This is a genomic window from Kitasatospora sp. NPDC056076 (genome assembly GCF_042266305.1).
GTDB lineage: Bacteria > Actinomycetota > Actinomycetes > Streptomycetales > Streptomycetaceae > Kitasatospora.
Map to the genome: position 1 here is coordinate 60996 of NZ_JBHJWG010000007.1, position 16827 is coordinate 77822.

9 protein-coding genes are annotated in these 16827 nt (G+C 74.9%); 6 read left to right on the forward strand and 3 right to left on the reverse strand.

Going from position 1 to position 16827, the window contains the following annotated elements; genetic code table 11:
- Nucleotides 1-150 precede the first annotated feature (150 nt).
- Both ACFC1T_RS07940 and ACFC1T_RS07945 read left to right on the forward strand, forming a co-directional pair.
- A complete protein-coding gene (locus ACFC1T_RS07940) occupies nt 151-2271 on the forward strand; it encodes a putative bifunctional diguanylate cyclase/phosphodiesterase (protein ID WP_375885004.1) in 2121 nt (706 codons plus the stop codon).
- A 489-nt stretch (nt 2272-2760) separates the two neighbouring features.
- Nucleotides 2761-5928, forward strand: a complete 3168-nt coding sequence (locus ACFC1T_RS07945) for a hypothetical protein (RefSeq protein WP_375885007.1) — start codon at nt 2761-2763, stop codon at nt 5926-5928.
- Between the two features lie 66 nt (nt 5929-5994).
- Here ACFC1T_RS07945 and ribA read toward each other — a convergent pair whose 3' ends face one another.
- Nucleotides 5995-6624 (reverse strand): GTP cyclohydrolase II, encoded by a 630-nt coding sequence (ribA, locus tag ACFC1T_RS07950; RefSeq protein ID WP_375885010.1) that lies wholly within the window; start codon nt 6622-6624, stop codon nt 5995-5997.
- A gap of 300 nt (nt 6625-6924) precedes the next feature.
- Here ribA and gdhA point away from each other — a divergent pair, with 300 nt between their 5' ends.
- The 4 genes from gdhA (at nt 6925) to ACFC1T_RS07970 (ending at nt 11351) form a co-directional block, all read left to right on the forward strand.
- Nucleotides 6925-8343, forward strand: coding sequence for an NADP-specific glutamate dehydrogenase (gdhA, locus tag ACFC1T_RS07955; RefSeq protein ID WP_375885012.1), 1419 nt, complete (start codon nt 6925-6927; stop codon nt 8341-8343).
- A 109-nt stretch (nt 8344-8452) separates the two neighbouring features.
- Nucleotides 8453-9328, forward strand: coding sequence for a GyrI-like domain-containing protein (locus tag ACFC1T_RS07960; protein ID WP_375885015.1), 876 nt, complete (start codon nt 8453-8455; stop codon nt 9326-9328).
- A gap of 232 nt (nt 9329-9560) precedes the next feature.
- Nucleotides 9561-10469 (forward strand): NADP-dependent oxidoreductase, encoded by a 909-nt coding sequence (locus ACFC1T_RS07965; RefSeq protein WP_375885017.1) that lies wholly within the window; start codon nt 9561-9563, stop codon nt 10467-10469.
- 102 nt (nt 10470-10571) lie between these two features.
- Nucleotides 10572-11351, forward strand: a complete 780-nt coding sequence (locus ACFC1T_RS07970; protein WP_375885019.1) for a VOC family protein — start codon at nt 10572-10574, stop codon at nt 11349-11351.
- On the opposite strand, the gene lnt is transcribed toward ACFC1T_RS07970, so the two are convergent.
- Together lnt and cobN are read right to left on the reverse strand one after the other, a co-directional pair.
- Complete coding sequence (gene lnt, locus ACFC1T_RS07975; protein ID WP_375885021.1) at nt 11309-12934, reverse strand: apolipoprotein N-acyltransferase; 1626 nt, start codon at nt 12932-12934, stop codon at nt 11309-11311. The two genes, ACFC1T_RS07970 and lnt, sit on opposite strands and share 43 nt — an antisense overlap.
- Before the next feature lie 187 nt (nt 12935-13121).
- The gene (gene cobN, locus ACFC1T_RS07980; RefSeq protein WP_375885023.1) at nt 13122-16760 is read right to left on the reverse strand and encodes a cobaltochelatase subunit CobN; all 3639 of its coding nucleotides are present in this window, start codon (nt 16758-16760) and stop codon (nt 13122-13124) included.
- Nucleotides 16761-16827 lie beyond the last annotated feature (67 nt).

Here is a 16827-nt window from a genome sequence, read left to right on the forward strand (position 1 = left end):
CGGTCGCGCCGGGAGAGCAGCCGACGCCCGCACGCCCCGTGCGGCGGCCGCCGGACGCCCGGCCCTGCCCAGCGCCGCCGTGAGCCCCGCCGCTGTGACCCCCGACGCCCCGGCCTCCGCCGCGACGAGCAGCGCCGCCGGGACGCTCCGGTGAGCGGCGCGACCCCGCCGGGCGGCGACGCGGAGCGGTTCCACGAGGACTGGTCCCGGCTGCTCTCCGCCGACCACGGCATCGCCGTCCACCCCGGCCTGCTCGGCCGGCTGGTCGCGCGCACCGCCGCGCTGCTGCACCGGGCCCAGCAGAACGACCCCTTCGAGCCCCGGCTGGCCTCCCGGGCCGGTGCCGAACTGGTCGACGGGCACTTCACCGACCCGGTGCTGCTCGCCCGCGCCGTCGAACTGCTCCAGGCCCAGCCGCTCCACGACGGCCGCGGCCCCGCCCTCACCGGCGCCTTCGCGGCTGGCTGGGCGAACGCCCTGCGCGAGCGCACGCTGCGCGAGCAGGAGGCCATCCGCACCGCCGCCGACGCCGCCCGCAAGGAGGCCGAACGCGCGCTGCGCGCCTCCGAGGCCCGCTTCCGCGCCCTGTTCGAGAGCGCCGCGATCGGCATCGCGATCGGTGACACCGACGGCACCATCCTCGCGGTCAACAAGGCCGTGCAGGAGCTGTTCGGCGCCGGGCCGGGGGACATGGTCGGGCGCCGGGTCGACGACCTCGTCCACCCCGAGGACACCCCGGGCGTCTGGGAGGCGTACGAGGAGCTGATCAGCGGCAAGCGGGAGTACTTCCAGTTCGACAAGCCGTACTACCGGCAGGACGGCGAGGTGGTCTGGACCCACCTGACGGTCTCGCTGATCCGTGACGACGACGGGGTCCCGCAGTACCAGGTCGCGATGCTGGAGGACGTCACCGACCGCTACCGGCTCCAGGAGCGGCTGCGCCACCAGGCCACCCACGACCCGCTCACCGGCCTGCCCAACCGCGCCGCCTTCTTCGAGCGGCTGGAGAAGGTCTTCGACGAGCCGGAGCCGGGCGCCCGCTTCGGCCTCTGCTACGTCGACCTCGACGGCTTCAAGGTGGTCAACGACAGCCTCGGCCACGACATGGGCGACCAGCTGCTGTCCGCCGTCGCCGCCCGGCTCAAGGCCGCCCTCACCCCGCTCGGCCACCTGGTCGCCCGGCTCGGCGGCGACGAGTTCGTGGTGCTGCTGGAGAACTGCCGCGGCGAGCAGGAGGCGGTGGCAGCCGCCAAGACCGTGCTCAAGGCCCTGGCCGGGCCGGTGCTCATCGGTGACCACAAGCTCGCCGTCGGCGCCAGCGTCGGCGTGCTGGAGCGGAGGGTCTCCACCACCACCCCCGGCGCCGCCGTCCGGGCCGCCGACCTGACGCTGTACCGCGCCAAGGAGGCCGGCCGCGGCCGCTGGACGCTGTTCGACCCCAAGGAGAACGCCCGCGCGGTCAGCCGCTACGCGGTGTCGGTGCGGATGCCGGCCGCCCTCGACCGCGGCGAGTTCTTCATCGACTACCAGCCGCTCTACCGCCTCGCCGACGGCCGGATGGCCGCCGTGGAGGCGCTGGTGCGCTGGCGCCACCCGCAGCTCGGGGTGCTCGGCCCGGACGAGTTCGTCACCACCGCCGAGGAGACCGGGCTGATCATGCCGCTCGGCCGCTGGGTGCTGGAGCAGGCCTGCGGCCAGGCCGCGGACTGGATCAAGCACTACGGCGACGCCGCGCCGCAGCTGAACGTCAACCTGGCGGTGCGGCAGGCGCGCAGCGCCGCGCTGGTCACCGACCTCGGCCGGATCCTGGACGGCACCGGACTCGACCCGGCCCGGCTGCAGCTGGAGATCACCGAGTCGACGGTGGTCGGCCCCGAGGACGAGGCGCTGCGCACCCTGCACGGGCTGGTCGACCTCGGGGTGTCGCTGGCGGTGGACGACTTCGGCACCGGCTGGTCCAACCTCTCCTACCTGCGCGACCTGCCGGTCTCCGGGCTCAAGATCGCCGGGTCCTTCGTCGGCGACCTGCACGACCCGGCGAAGGACGGCGCCACCGGCTGGCGCATCGTCAGCGGCCTGGTGTCGATGGCGCACACACTCGGCCTGAACGTCACCGCCGAGGGCGTGGAGACCCGCAAGGACGCCGAGCGGCTGCGCGGGATGGGCTGCGACTGGGCGCAGGGCTGGCACTTCGGCCGCCCGGTGCGGCCCGAGGAGATCGCCCGCCGGATCGTCGAGGAGCCGGAGGGGCGCCCGGTAGAGGAGGGGTGAACCCGCCCGGGGAGGGGCGGGCCCGGCAGCTCCCGGCTCGGCTCCCACCTCCGCGCGCACGGGTTCCGGAACCGTCTCGGAACCGATCCGGAAACCGCCCTGCGGCCCTGCCCGGTATGCGGGATGATGGCGCGTCAAAATCACCACCCGGCACCGGTGCGCCCGTGGTCAACGCCTCCGCACCGGCCCCGGGGATCGGGGGAGGGGTACGCCGTGATGGGCGCAACGGAGGGCTCCGGTCCCGGTGGTCCGGGTGGACCGGGTGGACCGGGTGAGGGGGACGGGCGCCGGGGGCGGCCGGAGGAGTCGCCGCGGACCAGGGTCGACTGGGGCTCCCGGGAGCGGGGCATCCGGTTCCGGGGGTCGTGGGACCCGCGGCGCGGGCGGGGCGGAGCCCGGGACCGGGCCGCGGAGGAGGTCCGCCACGATCCGGAGGCCGCCACCCGGCGGACGCCCGGGCCCCGCCACGACCCGGAGGCCGCCACCGAGGTGCGCCGACCACGCTCCGCGGCCGGCGGCCCCTCCTGGCAGGACAACATCGGCCCGGGGCCCGCGCCGGGCGGCGGACCCGCACCCGCACCCGCGGCCGGGCCCGCGCCCGCACCCGGGCCCACGGGCGGCCCCTTCGAGGACGACTTCCCCGAGGCCCTGCTGGACCGCTTCACCCCGCTGGGCAGGGCGGGCGCCGGCGCGGAGGGCACCGTCTGGTACGTCCGGCGCACCGACGGCGGCGCCGACGCCGCGGTCAAGGTGGCCGTCGGCGGCCAGCGGATGGACCACGACCTGCTCGCCCATCTGCGCAACGACGGCTTCCGCCGGCACGTCCCGCACCTGATCGACTACGGGCGGGTCCGCCACCACGGCGTGCCGGTCGACTGGGTGGCGATGGAGTACCTGCCCGTCACCCTCTCCGCGCACGTCGCCGCGCTGCGCCGTGGCGGTGCCCACGCCGACCCGCGGACCACCGAGCAGATCGTCTACGAGCTGGTCTCGCTGCTGGAGTTCTGGCAGCGGCGGATCCAGCGCAACCCGCTGGACTTCAAGCCGGTCAACATCCTGGTGCGCCCCGGCCGCGGCCCCGGGGAGTTCGTGATCGCCGACTTCGGCGGCGTCGACCGGCTCACCGACAGCCGCCGGTTCACCTCCACGATGATGGTCACCGTCGCCTACATGGCCCCCGAGCAGCTGGCCGGCAAGAATCACGAGGCCGGGCCCTGGTGGGGGCTCGGCAACGTGCTGTACGAACTGTTCGTCGGCCGGCCCCGGTTCGTCGGGGCGGACGGCGAGCGGGCGGCCGACCACGACCTGGAGCTGGAACTCGTCATGGGCGAGGAGGTGGACCTCTCCGCCGTCTCCGACCGGCGTCAACTGCTCCTACTCCAGGGCCTGTTCACCAAGAAGCCGGAGGACCGCTGGACTGCTGCGGAGGTCCGCAGCTGGTTGGCCGGCGGCAGCCCGGCGGTGATCCGGCGCCGCCCGCAGGCCCTGCGGCCGATCACCTTCCTGGGCGACCCGTTCACCGACCCGGTCCGGCTCACCGAGGTGCTGCTGCGCAACTCCGGTGCGGCGGCGCGCTGGCTCGCGGCGGTCGGGGCGGAGCGGCTGCGCGACTGGCTGCGCGACGAGGTCAAGGACTCCGTGTTCGACCTCCACTACCTCACCGACGTGGTCCGCGCCCCCGGCTCCCGGCGCGAGGCGGTGGCCGGCGTCGCGGTGCTCGCCCTCGGCGCCGCCTTCGCACCGGGAGCCGTCCCGCACTACCGTGACCGGCCGGTCGACCCGGCCGGGCTGGAACGCGTCGCCACCGAGCCGGACGGCGCCGCGTTCATCGACGAACTGGTCCGCGGCGGCGCCCCCGCCGTCGCCGCGCGCTACCACTGCTTCCACCCCGAGTGCTCCGGCGAGCACTGCTCCCGGCTGCTCGCCCTCGCCGCGCTCCCGGACGTGCTCGCCGAGGTGGAGCGCACGGCCCGGACGGTCGGCGGCGGCCGGCGCGGTGACGGCGGCCTCAGCCCCGAGGAGCGGGAGGAGGCGCACCGGCTGGCGGTCTGGCTGAGCATCCGTCCGGAGGAGCGGTACCGGCTGCTCGGCCGGCTGTCCCCGCTGCCCGCCGCGCTGCACCGGTTGCCGCTGCCGGTACGGGTGTCGGAGCTGGCCGCGCTGGTCGCGTCGGCGGTGGTGGACGGGGCGCTGACGGTCGGCGCCGGGGCCCGTACGGCGGCGCGTTCGGCGGCCCGGCGGCCGGCGCCCGACCCGGCGGCGGCCACCCCGCGGGACGTGGTGCGGCGGCGCTGGTCGGCGCTGCGGCGGCGGGCGGTGGGAGCCGACCCGGAGCAGGCCGCGGGCCGGGCGGCGCTGGTGGCCGCGGAGGCGGTGCGGCGGCGCGGCCGGGGCCGGGCGGAGCGGCCCGAACCGGAACCGGGGGCGCTGCGGGAGGGCGGTGCGCGGCCCGGGCGGGCGGCCCGGCTCTGGGCGGAGCGGCTGTGGGGGGAGCGGCGCCGGCGGCCGCCGGTGGACCGGGCGGCCCGGCTGCGGCTCTGGTGGCCGTACGCCCGCACCATGCTGCCGCGCCGGGTGGCGGCGGTGGCCCTGCTGGTGGTGGGCCTCGGGCTGCTGCTGTGGGCGGGAGCGGTGCTGCGCTACCCGGTCGAGGCCGGTCACGGGCTCGACCTCTCGCCGGACCTGTTCGGCGGGCCGCTGCACCTCGCCGGGCGGCAGGCGGCCGAGCAGGTGGTCGGGAAGCTGGGGGCGGCCTTCGTGGCGGCCGCCGTGCTCGCCTTCTTCCCGGCCCCGGTCGGCCTCGGTACGGCGCTGCTGGCCGGGGTGGGCGCGCTCGCGATCGGCTACCTGCGGCTCGGACCGCCGATGACGGCGGTGGAGGCGCCGCGGCCGGTGGCCGAGCGGGTGGTCATGTTCGAGGGCGGGATGGGGAGTTGGGCCGGGATCGCGGCGGTGGTGGCGGTCGTGGTGGCCGTGGTGCTGATCGAACGGGGGGCCAACCGGCTGCTGAGGCCCGCCCAGCGGGCCCGGCGGCAGGTGCGGGAGGCCTGGCGGGACCTCGACCGTAGGGCCGCGCGGGCCGCCCGGGTCGCGGGTACCGGGACGGGTTCCGGTACGGGTTCGGGTACGGGCGCGAGGGCGGGGACGGGTGCGGGAGCGGGAGCGAGGGCGGGGACGGAGGTCGCCGGGGCGTGGCGGCCGGGCCGGGCCGGGACCTGGGACCGGCTGCGGTTCGCGCTCACCGGTACCGGGGTGCTGGTCCTGCTGCTGTGGGCGGCGGTCGAGGTGCGGCTCGCGGCCACCGGCCCGCACCGTACGCCGGAGTCCTGGGGCACGGGGCAGACCGGTGCGGCCTACCAGGCGGGGTTCGTCGTCCTGCTGGCCGCGGTGTCGTTGCTGAGCACCCTGGGCACGCTGGTCACCGCCCGGGTGCTGCTGGTCGGTTGGATCCTCGGCACCCTGTTCCTGGGCGCCTGGCCCGGGGTGCTGGGGCCGGTGGAGGCGCTGCGGATCCCGGTGTTCGAGGGGCTGTTCGGCGCGGTCGCGGGCTGGTGGGGGCACGGCGCCTTCTGGGCCGCGCTACTGGTGGCGCTGCCGCTGGCGGCGTACGGGGTGCTGCGGGCGGCGCGGGCCCGGGGGCGGGGTGGCGTCGGCTGACGGCCCCGTCCGGCCCGGGGGCGCGCCGTCCGGGCCGTGCCGACCTGCCCGCGCCGATCGCGGTGGTCAGCCGACCAGTCGGGAGAGCTCGATCGAGTGCCCGGTCCGCTCCACCTTCGCGGTCAGGTAGCGGACGTTGCTCGCGGACAGGTGGACGCCGGTCGGCACCCGACGGCGGACGGTGATCCCGAGCCCGGCCAGCTGGGCGGCCTTGTCCGGGTTGTTGCTCAGCAGGTCGACGCCGTCGACGCCGAGCGCGGTGAGCATCTGGGCGGCCGCGGTGTAGTCCCGGCCGTCCTCGGGCAGGCCCAGCGCGGTGTTGGCGTCGTAGGTGTCCAGGCCGGAGTCCTGGAGGGCGTAGGCGTCCAGCTTGTTGTAGAGGCCGATGCCCCGGCCCTCCTGGCGGAGGTAGAGCAGGTAGCCGCCGGCCTCGCTGATCCGTTCCACCGATTCGCGCAGCTGCGGTCCGCAGTCGCAGCGGTCCGAGCCGAAGACGTCGCCGGTCAGGCACTCGGAGTGCAGCCGCACCAGCGGGGTTCCGCCGGCCGGGACGGTGCCGAGGGCGAGCGCGAGGTGTTCGGCGCCGTCGGCGAGGCCGTGGAAGGTGGAGACCTCCGCATCGGCGCGGTAGCCGTCCGGGAAGGTCAGCGGGATGCGCACGTGCGAGCGCACCGTGGCGGAGCCGGGCTGAGGCATGGTGGGGCCTCCGTCGATCGGGGGTGGACCGGGGTGAACCGCTCCGGATCCGGACGGATCAGGGCGGGTCGGATGTCGACCGTACTCGGTCGTTCCAATTTGAACAACTGCTTACTGCCGGTGACCGCGGCGACTACGGAGGCGAACAACACCCCGCCCGCCCCCGCTGTTCCCGTACGGCGGTCCAGCATGTGGAAGGGGCGGGACCCGAGGCATGGACACTGCGACACTTCGTCCCGTTTCCTGGGCACGGGAACGCCTCGCGCACGACCACCGACGACCACGGAAGGTCCTGATCAGATGCCCACGAGCCGCGCCACCACTCCCTCCGCCGCCGCCTCCTCCGCTCCCGCCGCCGACCGGCCCCGCCTCGACGCCGAGCAGCGCGCGATCGAATCGCTCTACGCGGACGTGGTCCGCCGCAACAAGGGCGAGACCGAGTTCCACCAGGCCGTCCACGAGGTGCTGGAGACCCTCGCCCCGGTGCTCGCCCACCGCCCCGAGCTCCTCGACGCCCGGATCATCGAGCGGATCTGCGAACCCGAGCGCCAGCTGATGTTCCGGGTGCCGTGGACGGACGACTCCGGCGACATCCACGTCAACCGCGGCTTCCGGGTCGAGTTCAGCAGCGCCCTCGGCCCGTACAAGGGCGGCCTGCGGTTCCACCCCTCGGTGAACCTCGGGATCGTCAAGTTCCTCGGCTTCGAGCAGATCTTCAAGAACGCGCTCACCGGGCTGGCGATCGGCGGCGGCAAGGGCGGCTCCGACTTCGACCCCAAGGGCCGTTCGGACGCCGAGATCATGCGGTTCTGCCAGTCCTTCATGACCGAGCTGCACCGGCACCTCGGCGAGCACACCGACGTGCCGGCCGGTGACATCGGCGTCGGCGGCCGGGAGATCGGCTACCTGTTCGGCCAGTACAAGCGGATCACCAACCGCTACGAGGCCGGCGTCCTGACCGGCAAGGGCCTCGGCTGGGGCGGCGCGCAGGTCCGCACCGAGGCCACCGGCTACGGCTGCGTCCTGTTCACCGCCGAGATGCTGGCCAGCCGCGGCGACGGCCTGGACGGGCGCCGGGTGCTCGTCTCCGGCTCCGGCAACGTGGCCGTGTACGCGATCGAGAAGGCCCAGCAGCTCGGTGCGACGGTGCTGACCTGCTCCGACTCCTCCGGCTACGTGGTGGACGAGAAGGGCATCGACCTCGACCTGCTCAAGGAGGTCAAGGAGGTTCGGCGCGGACGGATCTCCGAGTACGCCGAACTGCGCGGCAGCCACGTGCGGTTCGTCGAGGGCCCGGGCGTGTGGAGCGTGCCCGCCGACGTGGCGCTGCCCTGCGCCACCCAGAACGAGTTGACCGAGGCCGACGCGCTCGCCCTGGTCCGCAACGGGGTGCTGGCCGTCGCCGAGGGCGCCAACATGCCCACCACCCCCGAGGCGGTGCGGGTCCTCCAGGAGGCCGGGGTGGCCTTCGGGCCGGGCAAGGCGGCCAACGCGGGCGGCGTCGCGACCAGCGCGCTGGAGATGCAGCAGAACGCCTCCCGCGACTCCTGGACCTTCGAGCACACCGAGCAGCGGCTCGCCGGGATCATGAAGCACATCCACGACTCCTGCCACACCACCGCCGAGCGCTACGGGCACCCGGGCGACTACGTGGTGGGCGCGAACATCGCGGGCTTCGAACTGGTCGCGGACGCGATGCTGGCCCAGGGCCTGGTCTGAGGCCGGTCACCCGACGATCGGCGCCCGACCGGAGCGGGCACCGATCGTCGGGTACGGCAAGGTGGGTCCTTCCTACGGTGGTGATCGGCAAGGGAAGGACGGGGCGGCAGTGCTGGAGCACCTGAACCGGGCGATGGAGCACATCGAACGGCGCCTGGACCAGGAGATCGACGTGGCCGAACTGGCGCGGATCGCGATGACGTCGGAGTACCACTTCCGGCGGCTGTTCTCGATGCTCGCCGGGATGCCGCTGTCGGACTACGTACGGCGCCGGCGGCTGACCGTCGCCGGGGCGGAGGTCCTCGACGGCGGGCGGACGCTGCTCGACATCGCGGTCAGCTACGGCTACACCTCGGGGGAGGCGTTCGCCCGGGCGTTCCGGGCGATGCACGGGGTCGGGCCCGGAGAGGCCCGGCGCGAGGGTGCGGCGCTCATCTCCCAACCCCGGATGTCCTTCCGACTCATCGTGGAGGGAAGCAGCAGCATGGAGTACCGGATCGTCGAGAAGCCGGACTTCCGGATCGTCGGGAAGAAGGCCCGGGTCCCCCTGATCTACCTGGGGGTCAACCCGCACATCGCCGAGTTCATCCGGGGGCTGGGCGCGGAGACCGTCGAGCGGATCACCGCCCTGACGGCGAAGAACCCGCTCGGCATCGTGTCGGTGACGGACGACTTCTCGCCCAACCGGGAGGAGGGGTCCGAACTCGACTACTGGCACGCGGTGGTGGCGCGCGAGGACGCCGTCGTCCCGGACGACCTGGACGTCCTGCACGTCCCGGCCGGGACCTGGGCGGTGTTCACCAACCGCGGGCCGTTCCCGCAGGCCCTCCAGGAGATGTGGGGGGACACCTACAGCCAGTGGTTCCCCTCCAACCCGTACGAGACCCGGCCGGGTCCGGAGATCCTCCGGACCAGCTTCGTCCCGGGGACGGGCGACGCGGAGGCGGAGCTCTGGCTCCCGGTGACGCGGGCGGTGCGGGGCTGACGGCCGGCAGGTGGCGGCTGACGGGTAACAGCCGACAGCCGACAGCTAACAGATGACAGAAAACAGATGACAGCTGACGGATAACAGATGTTGAAATCTGTCATCCGTCAGCTGTCTTTTGTTCGCCCGCCCCCGTTCGGCCCACCAGCGCCCGCCCCCGCCCCGCCGCGCCCCCCATGCTGGGGCGGGGGAGCAGGTGCCGCAGGGCGCTACCCGAGGAGTGGGATCACCGATGGCCAAGGCGTTCGGCTTCATCGATTACGGCGGACCGGAGACGCAGGAGTTCCTCGACCGCCCGATGCTCGACCCCGGCCCGGGGCAACTGGCGGTCACCGTTCGGGCCGCCGGGGTCAACCCCGTGGACTGGAAGATCCGCCGGGGCTTCCTCGGCCGCGAGCGCCAACTCCCCGCCGTGATGGGTCAGGAGGCCTCCGGAGTGGTGCAGCGGATCGGTCCCGGGGTCACCGGCTTCACCCCCGGCGACGAGGTGTTCGGCCTCGTCGCCGCCGGCGCCTTCGCCGAACAGACCCTGCTGCGGGCCGAGTTGAGCGCCCTCAAGCCCGAGGGCGTCGGCTTCGACCTGGCCGCCACGCTCGGCGTCTCGGTCGCCACCGCCGATGACGCGCTGCGCCAACTCGCCCTCGGCGCCGGGCGTACGCTGCTGATCCTCGGGATCGCCGGCGGCGTCGGCAGCGCCGCCGCCCAGATCGCCCGCAGTCGGGGCCTGGTCGTGCTCGGCACCGCGAGCGATGCCAACCGGTCGTACGTGGAGTCCCTCGGCGCGACGCAGATCCGCTACGGCGACGGCGTCGCCGAGCGGATCGCCGAGGCCGCCCCCGACGGTGTCGACGGCATCCTCGACCTGGTCGGCGGCGACGCCCTACGGGCGGTGGCCGGAGCCCGGACCGACCGGACCGAGCTGGTCAGCACCGCCGACCCGGCCACCGCCGCCGAGCTCGGCGGCGCGTACGTCACCCGCTCGACCAGCTCCGAAACCCTGGCCGCCCTCGCCGCCCTGGTCGCCGCCGGCGACCTCGACCCCCAGGTCACCGGCCGCTACCCGCTCGGCCGCGCCGGCGAGGCGCTCGCCGAGGTCGAGTCCGGGCACACGCGCGGCAAGGTGGTGATCGAAGTCTCCTGAGAGAGCAGAGCTTTGATGGACAGTCAGGTCAAGGCGCCGCAATACAGCCCGAGCGTCCCCGAGAGCCGAGAGCCGAGAACCGAGAGTCAAGGGCCGAGAGCCATGAAGCAGACCTCCGTCACCACCGATGCCCCCTGCTGGGTCGAGCTGGGCACCGACGACCCGGCCGCCGCCCGGGTCTTCTACGCCGAACTGTTCGGCTGGCGCCCCGAGAGCGGTGTCCGCCCCGAGGACGACGGCTACACCCAGATGTTCCTGGGCGAGGCCGCGGCCGCCGCCGTCACCCCGCGCTACGCCCCGCAGCAGCCGGTGGCCTGGACGGTCGCCATCGCGGTCGCGGACGCCGACGCCACCGCGGCGAGGGCCGAGGCGGCCGGCGGCAAGGTCCGCAAGGAGCCCACCGACGTGACGGACCTGGGCCGCTTCTCGGTGGTCGCCGACCCGTCCGGCGCCGTCCTCATCCTCTGGCAGGCCCGGGCCTTCGCAGGCGCCGGGGTGTTCAACGAGCCGGGCTCGCTGGGCTGGGTGGAACTGGCGACCCGGGACGCGGCCGGGGCGCGGGCCTTCTACCCGGCGGTCTTCGGCTGGTCCGTCGCGCCGTCCGAGCACTACACCCAGTGGGGCCTGGACGGTCAGGACTTCGGCGGCATGGTGGTGATGGACGACGGCTTCCCGCCGCAGGTGGCGCCGCACTGGCTGCCGTACTTCTCGGTCGCCGACGTGGACAACACCGTCGGCCGGGCGGTCGCGATGGGCGCGGACGTGCTGATGCCCGCCTATTCCATGCCGGGCCGGCGGATCGCCGTCCTGCGCGACGCCCAGGGCGCCCCGTTCGGCGTCTACACCGACGGCGAGGCCGGGGACGGCGGCGGGGGGCCCTGAACGGCCGGTCCTCCCGTCCGCCGACGGGCGGAGCGCGAACGCAGGTCGGCCGCTCCCGCGCCCGCCGTGACGAGCAGCGCGCCCAGCGGCACCACGTCGCCGATCCGGTCGTACCAGGTCAGCGTCCCGGGCGCGGTGAGCGGCAACCGTACGGTCAGCGCGCCGGTGGAGTCGGTGCCGAGCCGGGCGAGTTGCCGGCCCTGGGCGTCGAAGGCGGCCGAGACGCCGGTCAGCGAGGCCTGGACGGCGGGGCGTCCGGTCTCGGCGGCCCGGATCGCGGCCAGCGAGACGTGCTGTTCGGGTGCCCAGGTGTGCTGGAAGGTCGAGGTGGAGGACTGGTAGACCAGCACCCGGGCGCCGTCCCGGGCGGCGGTGCGCGCCATGTCCGGGAAGGCCGACTCGAAGCAGATCAGCGCGCCGACCGGCAGCGGCCGGCCCGCCCGGTCGGTGGCGGGCAGCAGGTGGAAGGCCGTGCCGGGGGCCCGGTTCTCGCCCGCGGCCCGGCTGACCCCGGCGATCCAGCCGAGGACGGGCCGCAGCGGGATGTACTCGCCGAAGGGCACCAGCCGGATCTTCCGGTAGCGGTCGACCACCCCCGCGGGGGAGACCAGCACCGCGTCCTTGGAGATCCGCCCGTCCGCCTTGCGGGCGTCCTCCCCGGCCATCACCTCGGCGCCGGTGGTGGCGGCGAGCCGGCGCAGCGCGTCCAGGGCGGCCGGGTCGCGGTCGAGGTCGGCGGTGGTGCTGCTCTCGCCCCACACCACCAGGTCGACCGGCTGCCCGACCAGGTCGGCGGTGGCCCGGACGCTCGCGTCGAAGCGGGCCTGCGGGTCCTCGACGACGCCGGGCTGGACGAGCGCCACGGTGACCGCGCCGGCCCCGACCGGTGCCGGGCGCAGCGCGAACAGCAGTGGTCCGGCGGCCAGCACCAGGACGGTGACCAGCGCCGCGACCGCCTGGGGCCGCCGGGGCACCGCCGTCAGGATGATCAGTACTCCGGTGTTGACGGCCGCCACCGCGGCGCTGACCAGCCAGATCCCGCCCGCCGAGGCGAGTCCGAGGACCGCCGGGTGCTGCCACTGGGTGGCGCCGAGCAGTGCCCACGGTCCGCCGAGCGCGTGCCAGGACCGCGCGTACTCGGTGCCCACCCAGACCGCGGGGACGACCAGCAGGGCGAGCAGTGCCCGGCGGGTGGTCGTCGGTGGGCGCAGCAGGCGGTGCACCGCGTACCCGACCGGCGCCTGCAGGGCCCCGAACAGTACGGCGAGTACGGGCAGCGCCGGTCCGACGGAGGGGACCAGCCAGTACATCGCGGTGAGGATGAACCCCGCCCCGAACCACCACCCGCGCACCGCCGCCTCCCGCCCCGACGGTGCCCGTTGGGCGAGCAGCAGCCCGGGGACGAGCGCGACCCAGGCGAGCCAGGCCTGGCCGGGGGTCGGGAACGCGACCACCGGTACGGCTCCGGCCGCCAGCGCGGCGAGCCGCGCCCGGTAGCGGTGGCGGTGCGGTGCGTGCGGCTCCCGGGCGTCGGTCGGGGCCGTGCTCGGGACTGGGCCGGCGGTGCCGGTGCGGCGCGACATGCCCCGTATTGTCCGCTCGGGTGACGGCCGGTGCCAGATGGCGGTACGCGTGGTTGACGCCGGTCCTCGGAACGGTGCAGGTCGTTGGAACGAGCCGTTGGAACAAGCGGACGGATTCCCGTGACCGAACCGCGGCCGGCCGCCCTCCCCGAGGGAGCGCGGCCGGCCGCCGTACGGTCGGAGGGCGTCAGCCCTCGTCGCCCTCCAGGTCGCCCTCGGTCTCCAGGAACGCGGCCTGCAGCTGCTCGATCAGCTGCGGGTCCGGCTGCTCCCACAGGCCGCGGCTCGCCGCCTCCAGCAGGCGCTCGCTGATGCCGTGCAGCGCCCACGGGTTGGCGCCCGCCAGGAACTCGCGGTTGACCGGGTCGAGGACGTACTCCTGGGTGAGCTTCTCGTACATCCAGTCCGCGACCACGCCCGTGGTGGCGTCGTAGCCGAACAGGTAGTCGACCGTCGCGGCCATCTCGAAGGCGCCCTTGTAGCCGTGGCGCCGCATCGCCTCGATCCAGCGCGGGTTGACCACCCGGGCGCGGAAGACGCGGGCGGCCTCCTCGGTCAGGGTGCGGGTGCGGACCGTCTCCGGGCGGGTCGAGTCGCCGATGTAGGCGGTCGGGGCCTTGCCGGTGAGGGCGCGCACGGTGGCCACCATGCCGCCGTGGTACTGGAAGTAGTCGTCCGAGTCGGCGATGTCGTGCTCGCGGGTGTCGGTGTTCTTCGCGGCGACGGTGATCCGCTTGTACGCGGTCTCCATCTCCTCGCGCGCCGGGCGCCCGTCCAGGCCGCGGCCGTACGCGTAGCCGCCCCAGACGGTGTAGACCTCGGCGAGGTCGGCGTCGGTGCGCCAGTCCCGGCTGTCGATCAGCTGGAGCAGGCCCGCGCCGTAGGTGCCCGGGCGGGAGCCGAAGACGCGGACGGTGGCCTTGCGCTCGTCGCCGTGCACGGCGAGGTCGGCCTGGACGTGGGCGCGCACGAAGTTGTCGGCCTCGGGCTCCTCCTGGGCGGCGGCCAGGCGCACCGCGTCGTCCAGCAGGGCGACCACGTGCGGGAAGGCGTCCCGGAAGAAGCCGGAGATGCGCAGCGTGACGTCGATGCGCGGGCGGCCGAGCTCGTCGAGCGGGATCGGCTCCAGGCCGGTGACCCGGCGCGAGGCGTCGTCCCAGACCGGGCGGACGCCGAGCAGGGCGAAGGCCTCGGCGATGTCGTCGCCGGCGGTGCGCATCGCGCTGGTGCCCCAGAGCGAGAGTCCGACCGAGGGCGGGTAGGCGCCGTCGTTGTCGGCGGTGTACCGCTCGACCAGGGAGGAGGCGAGCGCCTGGCCGGTCTCCCAGGCGAGCTTGCTGGGGACGGCCTTCGGGTCGACGGAGTAGAAGTTGCGGCCGGTCGGCAGCACGTTGACCAGGCCGCGCAGCGGCGAGCCGGACGGGCCGGCCGGGACGAAGCCGCCGTGGAGCGCGTGCAGCACGGCGTCCAGCTCGTCGGTGGTGGCGGCCAGTCGCGGCACCACCTGGGTGGCGGCGAAGGTCAGCACCTCGCCGACGGCCTCGCGGACGCCCTCGGGCAGTTCGGCGGCGACCTTCTCCACCGCCTCGGGCGCCCAGTCCTGGGCCTCCATCGCCTCGACCAGGGCGCGGGCCTGCGCCTCGGCCGCGTCGGTGGCGCCGAGGGTGAGGGCCGCCTCGTCCAGGCCGAGTGCCTCGCGCAGGCCGGGCAGCGCGCTGACGCCGCCCCAGATCTGCCGGGCGCGCAGGATGGCGAGCACGATGTTGACCCGGTCGGTGCCGGCCGGGGCCTGGCCGAGGACGTGCAGGCCGTCGCGGATCTGGGCGTCCTTGACCTCGCACAGCCAGCCGTCGACGTGCAGCAGGAAGTCGTCGAAGCCGTCGTCCTCGGGGCGCTCGTCCAGGCCGAGGTCGTGGTCCAGCTTGGCGGCCTGGATCAGGGTCCAGATCTGGGCGCGGATCGCGGGCAGCTTGGCCGGGTCCATCGCGGCGATGTTGGAGTGCTCGTCGAGCAGCTGCTCCAGCCGCGCGATGTCGCCGTAGGAGTCGGCGCGGGCCATCGGCGGGACGAGGTGGTCGACCAGGGTGGCGTGGGCGCGGCGCTTGGCCTGGGTGCCCTCGCCCGGGTCGTTGACCAGGAAGGGGTAGATCAGCGGGAGGTCGCCGAGGACGGCGTCCGGGCCGCACTCGGCGGACAGCGCGGCGGTCTTGCCGGGCAGCCACTCCAGGTTGCCGTGCTTGCCGAGGTGGATGACGGCGTCGGCGCCGAAGCCGCCGTCCTCCTGGGCGGCCTGGATCCAGCGGTAGGCGGCCAGGTAGTGGTGGCTCGGCGGGAGGTCCGGGTCGTGGTAGATCGCGACCGGGTTCTCGCCGAAGCCGCGCGGCGGCTGGATGAGCACCAGCAGGTTCCCGGAGCGGATCGCGGCGAGCACGATGTCGCCGTCCGGGTTCTGCGAGCGGTCCACGTACAGCTCGCCGGGGGCCGGGCCCCAGTGCTGCTCGACCTGCTCGCGCAGGCCCTGCGGGAGGGTGGCGTACCAGCGGCGGTAGTCGGCGGCCGGGATGCGGACGGGGTTGCGGGCCAGCTGGTCCTCGGTGAGCCAGTCCTGGTCGTAGCCGCCGGCCGCGATCAGCGCGTGGATCAGGGCGTCGCCCTCGTGGGAGGCGTCCTCGCCGCCGTCGGCGGGGGCGTTGAAGCCGGGCAGGTCGGAGCCGAGGTCCATGCCGTCCGCGCGCAGCCGCTCCAGCAGGCGCATCGCGCTGGCCGGGGTGTCCAGGCCGACGGCGTTGCCGACCCGGGAGTGCTTGGTCGGGTAGGCGGACAGCACCAGCGCGAGGCGGCGCTCGGCGGCCGGGACGTGCCGCAGCCGGGCGTGCTTGACGGCCGTGCCGGCGACGCGGGCGGCGCGCTCCGGGTCGGCGGCGTAGACGGTCAGGCCGTCCTCGTCCAGCTCCTTGAAGGAGAACGGGACGCTGATCAGCCGGCCGTCGAACTCGGGCACGGCGATCTGGGTGGCGGTGTCCAGCGGGGACAGGCCGTCGTCGCTGGCCTCCCACTGGGCGCGCGACCAGGTGAGGCAGAGCGCCTGGAGGATCGGGCGGTCGAGGGCGGCGAGCGCTCCGGCGTCCCAGGCCTCCTCGTCCCCGCCGGCCTGGGCGTCGGCCGGGCGGGTGCCGCCGGCGGCGAGCACGGTGGTGACGATCGCGTCGGCCTCGCCGAGCGCGGCCAGCAGCTCGGGCTCGGCGCCGCGCAGCGAGGCGCAGTAGTAGGCCCTCGCCCGGGCGCCCTGGTCCTCGATCGCCCGGCAGAGGGTCTCCACGAAGGCGGTGTTGCCGCTCATGTGGTGGGCGCGGTAGTAGAGCACCGCGATGGTCGGGCCGCTCCCCGTACGGGCTTCGCGCTCCAGCGGGCCCCAGGCCGGGGCGGAGGCGGGCGGGGCGAAGCCGTGGCCGGTGAGCAGCACGGTGTCGGAGAGGAAGGCGCCGAGCTCGGCCAGGTTGGCCGCGCCGCCGTGGGCCAGGTAGGCGTGCGCCTCGGCGGCGATGCCGGCCGGGACGGTGGAGAGCTCCATCAGCTGGGCGTCGGGGGCCTGCTCACCGGTCAGCACGACCACCGGGCGGGGGCCGGCCAGCAGCGCGTCCAGGCCCTCCTGCCAGGCGCGGCGACCACCGAGCAGGCGGACCACGACCAGGTCGGTGCCCTCCAGCAGCGCGGGCAGGTCCTCGGGGGTCAGCCGGGCCGGGTTGCCGAGCCGGTACGGGACCGGTCCGGTGGCGGCTCGGGCGCTGAGCAGGTCGGTGTCGGACGTGGACAGCAGCAGGATCATGCGAAGGACCTCCCGGCCTCTTCGGTGGCCAGGATGGCCGCGGTGGTGGCCGGGTCGGCCGCGGTGG